This is a genomic window from Micromonospora sp. NPDC000442, assembly GCF_042898635.1.
GTDB lineage: Bacteria > Actinomycetota > Actinomycetes > Mycobacteriales > Micromonosporaceae > Micromonospora.
Genome location: NZ_JBIAYZ010000008.1, coordinates 23,491 through 36,544 on the forward strand (window position 1 = coordinate 23,491; position 13,054 = coordinate 36,544).

Annotated in this window: 17 protein-coding genes; 11 read left to right on the forward strand and 6 right to left on the reverse strand. The window is 70.4% G+C overall.

The genetic code is table 11. The features are described 5' to 3' along the window. Positions 1-798 (reverse strand): SGNH/GDSL hydrolase family protein, encoded by a 798-nt coding sequence (locus ACFY2A_RS14760; RefSeq protein WP_387171833.1) that lies wholly within the window; start codon positions 796-798, stop codon positions 1-3. 3 nt (positions 799-801) lie between these two features. Next, complete coding sequence (locus ACFY2A_RS14765) at positions 802-1,155, reverse strand: NAD(P)-dependent oxidoreductase (protein WP_387171835.1); 354 nt, start codon at positions 1,153-1,155, stop codon at positions 802-804. Between ACFY2A_RS14765 and ACFY2A_RS14770 the strand changes: the two genes are divergently transcribed. Beyond that, positions 1,139-1,378, forward strand: a complete 240-nt coding sequence (locus ACFY2A_RS14770) for a hypothetical protein (protein WP_387171837.1) — start codon at positions 1,139-1,141, stop codon at positions 1,376-1,378. The two genes, ACFY2A_RS14765 and ACFY2A_RS14770, sit on opposite strands and share 17 nt — an antisense overlap. 126 nt (positions 1,379-1,504) lie before the next feature. Continuing rightward, a complete protein-coding gene (locus ACFY2A_RS14775) occupies positions 1,505-1,912 on the forward strand; it encodes a nitroreductase family deazaflavin-dependent oxidoreductase (protein ID WP_363924217.1) in 408 nt (135 codons plus the stop codon). 139 nt (positions 1,913-2,051) lie between these two features. Here ACFY2A_RS14775 and ACFY2A_RS14780 read toward each other — a convergent pair whose 3' ends face one another. Continuing rightward, positions 2,052-2,612, reverse strand: a complete 561-nt coding sequence (locus ACFY2A_RS14780) for a phosphotransferase (protein WP_387171839.1) — start codon at positions 2,610-2,612, stop codon at positions 2,052-2,054. A 189-nt stretch (positions 2,613-2,801) separates the two neighbouring features. Between ACFY2A_RS14780 and ACFY2A_RS14785 the strand changes: the two genes are divergently transcribed. Further along, positions 2,802-3,131 carry a hypothetical protein gene (locus ACFY2A_RS14785; protein WP_387171841.1) on the forward strand — a complete coding sequence of 110 codons (330 nt, stop codon included), beginning with the start codon at positions 2,802-2,804 and terminating at the stop codon, positions 3,129-3,131. A 58-nt stretch (positions 3,132-3,189) separates the two neighbouring features. Next, a complete protein-coding gene (locus ACFY2A_RS14790; RefSeq protein WP_387171843.1) occupies positions 3,190-3,549 on the forward strand; it encodes a VOC family protein in 360 nt (119 codons plus the stop codon). A 107-nt stretch (positions 3,550-3,656) separates the two neighbouring features. Here ACFY2A_RS14790 and ACFY2A_RS14795 read toward each other — a convergent pair whose 3' ends face one another. Beyond that, positions 3,657-3,884: a hypothetical protein gene (locus ACFY2A_RS14795; protein ID WP_387171845.1), complete on the reverse strand. Its 228-nt coding sequence runs from the start codon at positions 3,882-3,884 to the stop codon at positions 3,657-3,659. 134 nt (positions 3,885-4,018) lie between these two features. Here ACFY2A_RS14795 and ACFY2A_RS14800 point away from each other — a divergent pair, with 134 nt between their 5' ends. The 7 genes from ACFY2A_RS14800 (at position 4,019) to ACFY2A_RS14830 (ending at position 10,257) form a co-directional block, all read left to right on the forward strand. Further along, positions 4,019-4,516 carry a DinB family protein gene (locus ACFY2A_RS14800; RefSeq protein WP_387171847.1) on the forward strand — a complete coding sequence of 166 codons (498 nt, stop codon included), beginning with the start codon at positions 4,019-4,021 and terminating at the stop codon, positions 4,514-4,516. Between the two features lie 86 nt (positions 4,517-4,602). Next, positions 4,603-6,180, forward strand: a complete 1,578-nt coding sequence (locus ACFY2A_RS14805; RefSeq protein WP_387171850.1) for a phenylacetate--CoA ligase family protein — start codon at positions 4,603-4,605, stop codon at positions 6,178-6,180. A gap of 2 nt (positions 6,181-6,182) precedes the next feature. Further along, on the forward strand, positions 6,183-6,623 hold the full coding sequence (locus ACFY2A_RS14810) for a DUF4188 domain-containing protein (RefSeq protein ID WP_387172279.1): 441 nt from the start codon (positions 6,183-6,185) through the stop codon (positions 6,621-6,623). Further along, positions 6,620-7,693, forward strand: a complete 1,074-nt coding sequence (locus ACFY2A_RS14815) for a GNAT family N-acetyltransferase (protein ID WP_387171852.1) — start codon at positions 6,620-6,622, stop codon at positions 7,691-7,693. The genes ACFY2A_RS14810 and ACFY2A_RS14815 overlap by 4 nt, the downstream gene beginning before the upstream one ends. Then, the gene (locus tag ACFY2A_RS14820) at positions 7,694-8,653 is read left to right on the forward strand and encodes a nitroreductase (RefSeq protein ID WP_387171854.1); all 960 of its coding nucleotides are present in this window, start codon (positions 7,694-7,696) and stop codon (positions 8,651-8,653) included. It abuts the gene before it with no gap. A 183-nt stretch (positions 8,654-8,836) separates the two neighbouring features. After that, entirely contained in the window at positions 8,837-9,679 is an 843-nt protein-coding gene (locus ACFY2A_RS14825; RefSeq protein WP_387171856.1) for a PHP domain-containing protein, read from the forward strand. Continuing rightward, positions 9,676-10,257: a histidine phosphatase family protein gene (locus tag ACFY2A_RS14830; RefSeq protein WP_387171858.1), complete on the forward strand. Its 582-nt coding sequence runs from the start codon at positions 9,676-9,678 to the stop codon at positions 10,255-10,257. Before ACFY2A_RS14825 ends, ACFY2A_RS14830 begins: the two co-directional genes overlap by 4 nt. 116 nt (positions 10,258-10,373) lie before the next feature. Here the strand turns inward: ACFY2A_RS14830 and ACFY2A_RS14835 are convergent, their stop codons facing one another. Beyond that, entirely contained in the window at positions 10,374-11,192 is an 819-nt protein-coding gene (locus ACFY2A_RS14835; RefSeq protein ID WP_387171860.1) for an S-methyl-5'-thioadenosine phosphorylase, read from the reverse strand. Then, complete coding sequence (locus tag ACFY2A_RS14840; protein WP_387171862.1) at positions 11,189-12,961, reverse strand: DUF1996 domain-containing protein; 1,773 nt, start codon at positions 12,959-12,961, stop codon at positions 11,189-11,191. Before ACFY2A_RS14840 ends, ACFY2A_RS14835 begins: the two co-directional genes overlap by 4 nt. Positions 12,962-13,054 lie beyond the last annotated feature (93 nt).

Consider the following 13,054-nt stretch of genomic DNA (forward strand, 5'->3'; position numbering starts at 1 on the left):
CTACGTGGCCAGCCATTCAGCGGCGGGTTCGGTGATGATCGCGCCGCCCCGGTCGTTGAGGTGAATGTGGTCGACGTGCAGTTCGCGTCCGCCGTTACGGGCGACCTCGTCCCAACTTCGACCGAACAGGTAGTGCTGGGTCGCCGCGCCGAAGGCCAGCGGGAAACTGAAGTCGTACGGTGCGGGGTCGCCGACGCGCTGCCGGAGGATGTCGGCCAGCTGCTCGTGTACGGGCAGGTAGTCGACCTGGGCGCGGGTCGCGGTCTGCATGATCACGGTGTTGTACGTGCTGAGCTTCCGGTTGAGTTCGGCGTCGAGGTCCTCGCCCAACGGCGGCAGGGACAGCAGCGCGATCCGGGCGGTGGTGCGGGACTTGACCCGGTCGACGATCGCGCTGAGGTTGTCCCGGTACTGATCCAGCGGGACGTCGTCGCACACGTCGTTGCCGCCGATCAGGATCAGGACCGCGGCGGGGCGGCACGCGATGATGTCGGTATCGACCCGCTGGCGTAGGTCGGCGCTGGTGTTGCCGTTGATGCCGGCGTTGACGAACTCGTATCCGCGATGTTCGGGCCGTTCGCGAAGCGCACTCACCCAGTCGGCGCCGAGCCGGCCCTGGGTCGAGCTGGAGCCGGCTGCGACGACGGTGGGGCGCGCGCCCGGAGCGCGGCCGTCGGCGCAGGCTTCGGTTGGTGGGTTGGCGGCCGGCCGACCGAACGCGAGGTGTCCGACGGTGCCTGCGGCGCCGAGTACGCCGACGAGCAGCAGGCACCCGGCGATGATGATCCGCTTCTTCATCCGTCAGTACCCCAGCGAGATGGTGTGGCCGGCGGTGGTGGGGTCGTCCAGTGCGGCGAGGATGGCATGTGCGAGATCGACGCGGGCAATGGTGAAGCCTCCGCGGACGTTGCGGTCGACGGCGGTACGGTAGGGACGGTGTCTGCCGTCGGTGAGGCGGGGCGGGCGCAGGATCGTCCAGTCGAGCGCACTGTCGCGGACTGCCTGCTCGGCGCGAGCGAAGTCGGCGAATTCCTCGCGGAGGTAGCGCCGCAGCATCGGCTTGACCACGGTTCGGGTGAACGGGCCGTCCCCGGCGTCGACGACGTGTCCGCTCGCGGTGACGACGATCAGGCGCCGGGTGCCCCCGGCGCGCATCGCCAACTACCTTCAGGCCGAGCAGGCCATCGACCGCATCCGCCCCGACGCGGACCCGAACGCCGTCGCGTCCCTCCTGGTCGGCGCGTGCTTCCACGCCGCGTTCCTGCGCTACTACGCGGAAGGGCCGACCGCCACCGCTGCTCCGCGCGCCACCGCCGAGGCGTTGACCCGGTCCGTGGTCCGTCCACACCTGCCGTTGTCCGCGTCCCATGGGCAGTGACCACCAGCCACGGAGAGTCGGTAGACGAAGCTCGCGTGGTGCCCGGTCGCGTCACGGTGTGAGGCGGAGCCGGAACTGTCAGAATCGGACTCAAGGAGCCGGTACGCACTTTGTCGAGGGGAATACATGAGCGACTGGAACGACAAGGTCATCGCCGAGTTTCGCGCCAACGGCGGGCAGGTGGGTGGTCACTTCGCTGGCGAGCCGCTGCTGCTGTTGCACACGGTCGGCGCCAAGAGCGGGCAGCCTCGCGTACACCCGATGATGTACCAGAAGGTGGACGGCGGCTATGCCGTGTTCGCGTCGAAGGCCGGCGCGCCCACCAACCCGGACTGGTACCACAACCTGCTCGCTCATCCGCACACTCGAGCGGAGATCGGGACGGACACGGTCGAGTTGGTCGCCCGAGTCGCCACCGGGGGCGAGCGGGAACGGATCTGGAACGCGCAGAAGGCCGCGTATCCAATCTTCGCTGACTACGAGCGGAAGACCACCCGCCAGATCCCCGTCGTCGTACTGGAACCTGCGCCGTAGCGGGCCAGGGGCGGGACTCGGAAAGGTCGACACGTCCCGGTCACGATGCCGAGGTCAAGGGCCGGTCAGGTCGCTGCGGCGACCGGGTATCCGATCGCGGTGATCTCCCCGTACAGCCCGGCAACGGTCACGTCCGGATTCAGAGCCTGCGCACCAGCTCGGCATCGACGTGGTCGTCCAACTCTGCGAGCGCCTGCTCAACAATCTTGTCGTAGGTGCGCAGGGTGCCGCCCCGGAACCAGTTGTGGACACCCGGCCGCGGACCGCCAGCGGCATCGACGGCCCGCAAGGCCGCCAGGAACTCGGCCAGGTCGATCGCGAATCGCGCCGGGTCGGCGATGCGGTCCGGGCTGCCCGGCTCGCCGCCGAGCCATCGGTAGATCGACCACGGGTAGGGATAGTCCACATCTGGCTTGCCTCTCGCCACCGGGGTGGGAATGGGCAGCGGCAGCCGAGCAGCGAGGGCCGGCAGCCACCGATGCTCCTTGTCGACCGCCAGGGCGTACTCGGCAGCGCTGGGTAGACGCACCAGCAGGTCGGGACCGAGGTGGAAGGTCCAGTTGTCCCAGCCACCGTTGGCCACCGGCTCGATCGGGAGGTCGGCCAGGTGCGGGAACTGGTCGGCGACGAGCCGACGCACCTGTTCCGCGTCGACGGCGATGCGCTGCGGCACGGGGCCGAGATCCGGAACGTCACTCACTGAATCGTCCTCGTCTGACCATCGTGGTCTGAGCGCGATCTGGTACGCGAGCCACAGTAGTCCGTCGATCATGAGCGACTGGGCGGCTCGACCATGTCGCAGCGGTGGCCGCCGGACACAGCGTAGGCGCGCCCACTCATCGGATGTGGCGTACGGTGCGATGGCACCCGGTCGTCGGTGGGGGTCGCCATGGATGAGCAGGACTTCTGGGTACGGCTGGAGTTCCGCATCTGCACGGAGTTCCAGGGCTTCGAGGACCGGCACCTTCGGTGGTACTGGTGCGACGGTCTGGTAGCCGAGCAGTACGAGTTGCTGACCGCCGAACCGAGTATCCGTGGCCGGGCCTGGTGCGGGCCCAGCGGCCAGGAGCCTTGGCGGTTCGTGCTACGCATCGGCCGAGGCCCCCGAACGCGTGCGGAGATCCCTTGGCCGGCGCTGCTTCCCAGCGAGCAGGCAACGGGATGGCTGTCCGCCGACCCGCGACGCAGGACCATGCTGATAAGCCCTGCGGTCGGCTAGCCCTGTGCGACAGTGGTTCATGCCGTTGAGCAGATACGACCTCAGAGCGTCGGTCGCGGTGTCCGACATCCAACGGGCGATCGCGTTCTACGAAGGCAAGCTCGGCCTCCAGGCATTACAGTCCGGCCCCAGCGCCCAGATCGCCGACGGCAGCCGCATCTATGGTTGCGGTGGCAGGATGGCGCTGAATGTCTACCAGTCGGTCACTGCCGGGAAAAGCCCGGCGACCCTGGCGACCTGGTACGTCGACGACATCGACCAGATCGTCGACGAGCTCGTCTCGTCCGGCGTCGACATCATCCGGTACGACCAGTTGGACCATGACGCCAGGGGAATCACCGCTCGGGCCGGCGGTGGGCGAATCGCGTGGTTCCAGGATCCGGACGGCAACACCTTCGCCCTCGAATCCGACGCCTGACGCCCCGGCTATAGGCTGCCGGCGGAAGGTCTCCGACTCGCTGGGACGCAGCCCGGCCGCCAGGTCAGACGATGCCGCCGAATCAGCCATAGGTCGCTGAGGGTGCCCTACCGGCGTCGGTTGCGGGGATGCTTCTTGGCCGTCCGCTCGTTGCCGTGTTTGTACTTGCCGGTGACGCGCGCCATCAACTCCTGCGGATCCTCGGTGTTGACGTCGATCAGGAATCGGGCCGCGGCGGCACCCCGAAGCACCACGGCGGGGCGGCCGTGATGGAGCAGTTCCACGTCCCCGTTCTTGCGGAGTCGATAGGTGAATCCCTCAGGTACGCCGGGCATCGCCGTATCGTCCTCGCCGGCAGCGCCGCACGCGACCGAATTACGCCCCCGACCAGGGCCCCCTCGGTCGCCGCACCGAGCCGCCGCCGGCGATGCCGCTGCCGGCCCGCTACCGAAGGTGGGATGCTTCGGCCATGGCTTCCTTTCCGCCCACCTTCGCCGAGCAGGTCGTCGCACAGCCCGCCAAGGCCCAGTTCGAGGCGTTCATCGACGAGCACCGCAGAGCACTCACCAACTGCCTGGACGGGCTCACCGAGGAACAGGCCCGCCGGTCGTTGGTGGCCTCCCGGACCACGCTGCTGGGTCTGCTGAAGCACGCGACCTTCGTCGAGAAGGTCTGGTTCGACGAGGCCGTCACGTGCCGGTCGCGCGCTGAGATCGGCATTCCGGCGACGCCGGACGACTCGTTCATCCTCGATGACGGCGACACGATCGCCACCGTCCAGCGCGCGCACCGCGAGGCCTGCGCGGCGTCACGCCAGGCGACGTCGTCCCTGGGTCTGGACGACATGTTGCGCGGCAACCGGCGGGGCCCGCTGCCGCTGCGGTGGGTGTACCTGCACGTGCTGCGCGAACTCGCCCAGCACTGTGGGCACGCCGACATCCTCCGGGAGCAGTTGCTCAACGAGTAACACGTGAAGCCGGCTGGGTAGGGGTACTCAGCGGGGACCGTGCGCGGGCTCAGGTGTCGACGTTCCGGCGTGGACAGGATGTCGTCATGGCCGAACTGCCACACCGACACTCCGCTCTGCGTACCGCCGAATCTCCGTTGCCGGCCGTGGCCGCGCGGGCCCGGCAGGCCATCCTGGCGACCCTCGGCCGGCTGGTCGCCGCGCTGAGCCGGCTCGCCGGCCACCATCCCGCCGGGTGGCGGTGGCTGGCGCGGCGGCACCATCCGTTGCTGGACCGGCTGGCTGCGGCTAACGCAGCGGCGATCTGCGTACGAGCCGCCCGGCAGGTGCCCGCCTACCGGGCCTTCCTGCGGGCCCGCCCCGCCGGTACCCGGCGCCGGTTGGGCGACTTTCCGGAGACCGACAAGCTCGGCTACGTGACGGCCTACGACGCCGCGGCGCGTTGCTGGGGAGGACGGTTGCCCACCCGTGGGGTGGTGGTCGACGAGTCGGCCGGCTCGTCCGGGCAGCCGTTCAACTGGCCCCGCGGGGAGCGGGAACTGCGCGCGGTGCACCGCGACATCGCCGGCTACACCGGGCTGGTGTTTCCGATGCGCCAGCCGTTCGTCATCAACGCCTACTCGATGGGCGCCTGGGCGACCGGGACGACGACCGGCACCGCGATGGCCCGCATCGCCGTGGTGAAGAACACCGGCCCGGACCTCGGGAAGATCGTCGACACGCTCCGTGAGTTCGGTCCCGACTTCGATTACCTGGTGACCGCCTACCCGCCGTTTCTGAAGCACCTGCGCGACCGGCTCGACGCCGAGGGCTTCCCGTGGTCGCGGTACCGCATCTTCGCCAGCTGCGGCGGCGAGGGAATGACCGAGGCACTGCGCGACTACCTGGAGCAGCGGTTCGCGCTGGTGCGTTCGGCGTACGGGGCTTCGGACCTGACCATCGGTATCGGCGCGGAGACCCGGCTCACAGTGTGGCTGCGACGACGGTTGCAGACCGACCGCGCCCTGCGGAGCGCGCTGCTCGGCGCCGACGAACAGCGGCTGCCGATGGTGTTCCAGTACAACCCGTTCAGCACCTACCTGGAGACCAACGAGCGACGGGAGCTGGTCTGCACGGTCACCACCGATGTGCTGCAACCTCGGCTGCGCTACAACATCGGGGACGAGGCGCTGCTGGTGCCGTACCAGCGGATCGTCGAGCTGGCGCAGGCCGACCCGGTACGCGGAGCCGAGTTCCGCACCGCCGGCTCCGTCGAGCGGATGACCCTACCGGTGTTGCTGCTGTTCGGGCGGCGCGACTCCACGGTCTCCTACCTGGGGGCCAACCTCTACCCCCAGGACATCGAGTACGGCCTCTACACCGGCAATCCGCACGCCGCCGAGATCAACCGCTTCTGTCTGGCGCTGGTCGAGGACGCGGCGCTGGAGACCCGGCCGGTGATCCACCTCGAACTGCGCCGCCCACTGGCCGACGCGCAGCGCGACGCGCTGACCGCCGCCTGCCGCAGCGGCGTACGGCGGCACCTCACCTCGGTCTCGCGGGACTTCGCCCAGTCTCTCGTGGAGGACCCGACCGCCGGTGACCTGCGGGTGGAGCTACACGAACCCGACAGTGGCCCGTTCGCCGGGCGGCAGAAGATCAAGAATGTCTACCTGGTGAGGTGACCATGCGTACCCGCGACTTCTCCCGCGCCCCCGCCCAGGCCCGCGCCGGTGCCATGTTCATCGGCGGGACCCGTTACGCCAACCCCCTGGTGCTGCTGCGGCTGGCGCCGGCCTGGTTCCGGATGGTGCGGGACATGCGCCGGATGTCGGGCTACTGCTGGCACACGGTCTACTGGCAGTTCCCGCTGACCCTCGGCACCATCGCGTTCTTCACCGACCGCGACGCGATGCTGCGCTTCGCCCGTACCCGCCACCACCGCCGGCTGATGGTCTGGCTGACCGACGGCACCCGCAACGCCACCGCCGGGTTCATCCGGCTCTACAGCGCCGCTCCCGACGGGTACGCCAACGGCGCGTGGCGCGCCGAAGGCCCGGAGATGGGACACATCACGACCTTCACCCCGCTGGGCGCGGAGACGACCGGGCCGGCGGTGCGGCGGTGAGCGGCCACCGGTTCGAACGCGTCACCGGCCGCCGGGACCTGCGGCAGTTCCTGGCGTTCGCCGACCGGCTGTACGCCGACGAACCGCGTCACGTACCCGTCCCCCGGCAGCAGATCCGGCGGTGGTGGCGTGACGGCGTACCGCTGTACCTGCTGCGCGACGCCGCCGGCACGGTGATCGGCCGCACCACCCTGCACACCGACTCGGCCTTCGACGCCAAGCTGGGCCGTCGATGCCAGCTGTTCGGGCTGACCGAGTTCACCGCGCCTGCCGCCGGACCGCTGTTCGACGCGATGACCGCGCAGGCCGACGCCGACCGGGATCTGCTGTTCGGCCCGGTGGCGCTGCTGCCCAACCAGGCCGGCGGGGTGATCACGTCCGGTTACACCGAGCGGGGCTTCGTCGACAGCGCCTGGAACCCGCCGCGTTATGTGGCCGCCTACGAGGCGTACGGGTTCCACCGCCGGTTCGAGTCCGACACCTGGATCTGCCCGGTGCCCGCCCCAGCGCAGCCGGCCCGCGTCGAGCCGGACGACGCGCGGCTGGAGCTGCACCGAGGTGATGTCCGGCGGCTCGACGACCAGCTCGACCTGCTGCGCGGGATGCTGAACGCCTCCTTCGCCCAGCTCGGCTACTACACCCCGATCTCCGCCGGGCAGCTACGGCGGCAGACCGACGGCCTGGCGTACCTGCTCGACGAGTCACTGCTGCTCTACCTGACCCGCGACGGGCGGCCGGTGGCGTTCGTGCTCTGCGTACCGGACATCAGCGAGTTCCTGGTCACCGTCCGCGGCGACCTGCACCCGGTCAACCAGTTGCGGTTGCTGGCCGCGCGTCGCCGCTACCGGCGAGAGGCGGTGCTGATCGTCAAGGGGGTGCTGCCGCAGTACCAGGGACGCGGCTACCAGCGGCTGCTCTCCGCGCACCTGCACCGCAACCTGTACGCCGCCGGCTACACCACACTGCGCAGCACGTACGTCGGGCGGGACAACCCGGCGTCGGCCGCCCAGTACCGGCGGCTCGGCGGTCGCCCGCTGCACGGGTACACCTTCTACGCGAGGGAGCGGTAGGTGGACCTCGCCGCCTTCCGCGCGCTGGAGCCGTTGTGTTGGCGGGCTCCGAGCGCGCACAACACCCAGCCGTGGCGGCTGCGCTACGAACCCGGGGCGATCCACGTCGGATGGCACCCGGCCCACACGCTGCCGGCGGCCGACCCCACCGGCCGGGACCTGCGACTGTCCCTCGGCGCGTTCGTCGAGACCTGCCTGATCGTCGCCGCCGATGCCGGCCTGCGGCTGGAGTACGTCGCCGACCACGACGAGCGGCACCACCGGGTGGGTCGGCTGCGGCCCGCGTGGTGCCGCTACCCGACGCCCTTCCGTACCACCGATGTGTGGGAGCGTCGTACCGATCGGGGTCACTTCGCCGGCGGCCCGGCGCGGGACACGCTCGCGGCGGTGGACGCAGTTGCCCGACAGACGGGCGGCGGCGTCCGTGCCGTGCCGTACCCGGATCGTCTCGGTGCCCTGCTGCGCGCCGCCGACCGCCGGCTGTACGCGGACCCGGCGGTCGTCGCCGAGCTGCGCCGCTGGCTGCGGCTCGATCCGACGCATCCGGACTACCACACCGACGGACTCAACGACCACTGCCTCGCGTTGTCCCGGACCACCGCGACCGGGCTACGCGCGGCGCTGGCCGCGTACCCAGTGCTGCGGCCGCTGGGATTGCCGAGGCTGCTCGCCGCCGCCGACGACCCGCTCGCACGCGGCGGCGCGGTGCTGGTCCTCGTCGGCCCGGCGGACCTCGACCGACCCGGCCAGGTCGAGTTCGGCCGGGTGCTGCTGCGGGTCTGGCTGGCCCTGCACACCACCGGCCTGGCAGCGCATCCGCTGAGCCAGCTCATCGACATCGCCACCACCCGGACGGCGCTCGGTGCGCTGCTGGACGTCGCACCGGACCGGCTGTTGCACGTCGCTCGGGTGGGTCGGCCCACGCGTCCGGCGCCCCGTTCTGCGCGCCGGCTCGGCTGATCTGACCGCAACCCGAGTCACGGCAGCAGGGTACGGTCACCATGTTGGCCACGGCTCCTTCCAATGCGCGGCAGGATGCCCGTCGCACATGGAAATGTCCGAACGTCCTGTTCGATCATCCGACCGGTCGGCGGGGCAGTTGCCGACCGCGCCTGACCCCCCGGCGACCGCGGAGGTTCTCTGATGCCGTTACCCCCGGACAGTCATGTGCACAGCGAGTGGTCGTGGGACACCCCGGTCGGCGACATGGAAGGGTCGTGCGTGCGGGCCGTCGAGCTCGGGTTGCCCGCGATCACGTTCACCGAACACCTGGACCACACCGCGTGGCGTGTCGCGACCGAGGGTCCGTACGTCTCGGACCACCTGACGGCACTGGCCGACGCGAGCGGAATGCTGACGCCGCCCGCGTTCGACGCAGCCGGATACCTGGAAGCGGTGGAACGCTGCCGGGAACGGTTCCCTCAGCTGCGCATCCTCAGCGGTCTCGAGCTGGGCGAACCCCATCGCCACGCCGATCAGATCGCGCGGGTACTGGCCACCGGCCGGTTCGACCGCCTCCTCGGTTCCCTGCATACCCTCCCCGATCAGGAAGGCTTCGCCGAGCCCTGGGCGATCTATCCGCACCGGGATCCCTACGAGCTGGTCCGGGCGTACCTCGCCGACGTTGCCACCATGGTCACGACCAGCGACATGTTCTCCGTGCTGGCGCACATCGACTACCCGGTCCGCTCCTGGCCGGTCGACAAGGTCGGCCCCTTCGATCCCAGCGACTTCGAAGACGAGTTCCGCGAGACGTTGCGGGTGATTGCGCGGTCCGGTCGGGCTCTGGAAGTCAACACCCGGCTGCCGTTGCACGCGACCGTGCTCAGCTGGTGGCACGAGGAAGGTGGCGACGCGATCACCTTCGGCAGCGACGCGCATCTGCCGGCCTTCGTCGGACACGGCTTCCGGGAGGCCGCGCAGCTGGCGGAGTCGCACGGCTTCAGACCCGGCAGGAGCCCCCACGACCTCTGGGGTCGGGGATGAGCAGCATCCGGACGCCGACCGAGATCGTGCTGGTCCGGCACGCCCGGTCCGTCCCACCGACCGCCGACGGTCCGGACGAGTTCACCCGCCCGCTGACCACGGACGGGCTGCGGCAAGCGCAGGAGCTGGTAACGGCGCTCACCGAGCCGCGGCCGACAGCGGTGTGGTCCAGCCCGTACCGGCGCGCGATCCAGACCGTCCAGCCGACCGCCGACGCGCTCGGCCTCCCCGTACGCACCGTGATGGAGCTGCGCGAGTGGGACGACGGCCTCGCCTTCACCGAGGTCTGGGAGCGGCATTACGTCAGAAGTTGGGCGGACCTATGCTACGCGCGCCCGGGAGGTGAGAGCCTCGAGCAGCTCAGCGTCCGCGCCGTCGAGGCCGTGCGGACACTCGTACGCCGCCACCCTGGCCGGGTCGTTCTCGTCGGCAGCCACGGCACCTTCATCTGCCGGGCGTTGGCCGGCTTCGGCGTGCCGGTCAGCTGGACCACGGTGCGGCAGATGCCGATGCCCGCGGTCTACCGGCTTCGCTTCACCGACCCGAGCACCGGTCCCGAGATGTCCGGATGGACCTGATCACCTCGGCCCGGAGCTGCCCGGTCACCGGCACGTCCGGCTCAGCCGACCTCCTCCACGGTAGGAGAAGGCCGGCTGAGCCGGGCGGACGAGGGTTTCCCGGCGCCGGGCCACTGTCAGGGCAGCTCGAACGGGAGGGTAATGCCGTCCAGGCTGTGCGGACAGGGACAGTCCCGCTCGACCGGGAGCGCGGCGACCGCGTCGAGCAGCAGCCCGCGCAGCCGCTCGGTGTTCTCGCCGAAGACCCGGAACACCTCCTGCTGAGTCACCCCGTGACCGCTCTCCACGCCGGCGTCCAGATCGGTCACCAGGGCGATGGAGCTGTAGCAGAGGGCCAACTCCCGGGCGAGAATCGCCTCCGGGTGGCCGGTCATGTTGATGACCGCGCCGCCGATCGCCGTGTACCACCGGGATTCGGCGCGGGTGGAGAAGCGCGGCCCCTCCACCACCACCATGGTCCCGCCGTCGTGCGCGGGCACCAACCGGCCGGTGGCAGCCGTCAGCAGGGTACGCCGCCCGACCGGGCAGTACGGGTCGGCGAAGGAGAGGTGCACCGCACCCTGCTCGTAGTACGTCTGCACCCGGCCGCTGGTCCGGTCGATGAGCTGATCGGGTACCACGAACGTGCCGGCCCCGAGTTCCGGCCGCAGGCCACCCACGGCGCACGGCGCGAGCACCTGGCGTACCCCGAGCGACCGCAACGCCCACAGGTTGGCCCGGTAGGGAATCCGGTGCGGAGGATGCCGGTGGTCGCGGCCGTGCCGAGGGAGGAACGCCACCGTACGGCCGCCGACGTCGGCGATCGTCACCGCGTCGGAAGGTGCGCCGTACGGCGTCTGGACGACATGTTCGGTGGCGCCGTCGAGCAGCGCGTAGAGGCCCGAGCCGCCGATGACGGCAAGCTCGGCGGTCGGGGCCGCGGTCCGGGGATTCACGAGCAGTTCCTGCCCTTGTTGATGCAGGTGACGATGTGCTTCATCGTGCGTGTGGAGTTGACGTTTATGAAGTCGTCGTGGTCGGAGAAGGGGTTGTGGTTCTCCTCGGGGAAGGAGTCCAACGCGTACTGACCCTTCTCCTGCACGTCCCGGGGGATGTCGTAGGAGATGGTGATCCGTAGCTGCGGGATCGCCCGGAAGCCCTGCGGGCAGGCGCCGGTGGCCGGGTCGGCGAAGGCGACATGGCTGCGGTGGTTTTCGCTGTCGATGTTCCGGCCGTCCCAGCAGCCCGGGAAGTCGTGCACGCGCTGCACCTGGCTGCCGACCGGGCAGATCGGGTACTTGTCGGCGAGCCGGTCGGCGAAGCCGGAGCACGTCCACGAGGGGCGGGCGTTGGCCGGGCCGCGGCTGGTGGGCTTGGCGTCGCCGGTGAGCGCGCGCAGGAACCTGGGCATCGGCACGACCTTGCTGACCGGGTTGCCCCGGTACTCGATGAGCACCTGGGCGGGACGGACGATGCCGCCGGTGTTGCCGGGCAGTTCGAAATCGGGCCCCTGGGGTTCCGGCAGCGCGGACGCGGTCGGGCTGGGTGCGTTGCCCGGTGTGGTGGGTTGCGGGTTGCCGGTCGCCTGGTCGAGGGTGCAGGCGGCGAGCGCCTCCAGGCCCTGGGGCCGGGTGGTGTGGCGTCCGATGGTGATGCCGATCCGGTCGAGCACGGCGATCCGCTTGGCCTTCAGCGGGCCGACGATCGCGTTGTCCACGAAGTTGGGGCCGCCCTGACCTCGGCTGGTGGCGATCCGTTCGGTGGCCTCGGAGATCTGCCGGTCGAGCTCGTCGAGGTTGCGGTTGACCTCGGCGACCGCCGGGGCCGGCACTCCGGGCAGCCTGCCCCGCACAGTGGGGCAGCGCAGCCGTGGGTTCGCGACAGGGCCCGCCGTGGCGCTGGCGGCGTGGCTGGGGCCGTGCATCGAGGCGTGCATGCCGTCGTAGCTCACATCGCAGTCGACAAGTGACACCAGGCCGGGCGGTCGGGCCGCGCCGGCGGAGCGCAGAGCGCTGCTGATGCTTCGGATCAGCACTGCGCGGCGGGTCCGCAGCGCGTCGAGGACCTGCGTGTTGAGGGCGGCGTCGACGCGACCTCGGCTGGCGGCCATCCGCCGGCCGGCCTGTGCGTGCAGACGATCCAGTTCCGCGAGGCGCCGGTCGACGGTGTCGCGGACCCGGAGGGGGACGGCGGGCAGCCGGTCCCGCACGGAGGGACAGACGATCATCGGTTGGGTCCGGGCGAGGGCTTGCGCGACCCGGTCGCCGCTGCGGACCGTTCGGTCGATGCGTACGACGGGCCAGAAGTACGACGACCTGTCGCCGTTCTTGCAGGTGGTGCCGGATGCGGCAAGGTCGGCGTCGGACGAGTCCGCGGTGATGGCCAGGTTGCCGACGAAGTCGTGCACATGTTCGGCACCGTTCTTGACACCGGGCTGTGCGACCGGGTTGTCCGGGCTGAACTTGCCGTTCCCGTTGGTACCGCAGTCAACGGTGAACCGGCCGGTGGCGGCGCCGAAGGCCGGCTTCGGGTTCGGCACGTTGGGCCGTACGTTCTCGATCGGCGCGAACTGCGCGAGGTTTGTCGCCGCGTCCGCGGTGCCGTTGCCGCCGCCGGAGACGAAGGTGACGGTGAGCGCGCCGGTGGCGGCGAGCACCGCCGCCGCCATGGCGATCCGGACCGCTCTGGTCGGGGTCGGCCGGTAGCGGCCGTTTCCTCTTCTCATGGGTTCTCCTCAACGTCACTGACACGTCGGCTGCGGTGGTGCCACCGACACCGCGGGATACGCTCCCTTGTGTGGGGAAGGGTCAATATCCAG

Coding starts and splice junctions, on each gene's coding strand:
- ACFY2A_RS14830 (WP_387171858.1), top strand. CDS start 9,676: ATGAGCAGCATCCGGACGCCGACCGAGATCGTGCTGGTCCGGCACGCC.
- ACFY2A_RS14800 (WP_387171847.1), top strand. CDS start 4,019: ATGGCTTCCTTTCCGCCCACCTTCGCCGAGCAGGTCGTCGCACAGCCC.
- ACFY2A_RS14765 (WP_387171835.1), bottom strand. CDS start 1,155: ATGCGCGCCGGGGGCACCCGGCGCCTGATCGTCGTCACCGCGAGCGGA.
- ACFY2A_RS14825 (WP_387171856.1), top strand. CDS start 8,837: ATGCCGTTACCCCCGGACAGTCATGTGCACAGCGAGTGGTCGTGGGAC.
- ACFY2A_RS14760 (WP_387171833.1), bottom strand. CDS start 798: ATGAAGAAGCGGATCATCATCGCCGGGTGCCTGCTGCTCGTCGGCGTA.
- ACFY2A_RS14785 (WP_387171841.1), top strand. CDS start 2,802: ATGGATGAGCAGGACTTCTGGGTACGGCTGGAGTTCCGCATCTGCACG.
- ACFY2A_RS14810 (WP_387172279.1), top strand. CDS start 6,183: ATGCGTACCCGCGACTTCTCCCGCGCCCCCGCCCAGGCCCGCGCCGGT.
- ACFY2A_RS14840 (WP_387171862.1), bottom strand. CDS start 12,961: ATGAGAAGAGGAAACGGCCGCTACCGGCCGACCCCGACCAGAGCGGTC.
- ACFY2A_RS14775 (WP_363924217.1), top strand. CDS start 1,505: ATGAGCGACTGGAACGACAAGGTCATCGCCGAGTTTCGCGCCAACGGC.
- ACFY2A_RS14795 (WP_387171845.1), bottom strand. CDS start 3,884: ATGCCCGGCGTACCTGAGGGATTCACCTATCGACTCCGCAAGAACGGG.
- ACFY2A_RS14805 (WP_387171850.1), top strand. CDS start 4,603: ATGGCCGAACTGCCACACCGACACTCCGCTCTGCGTACCGCCGAATCT.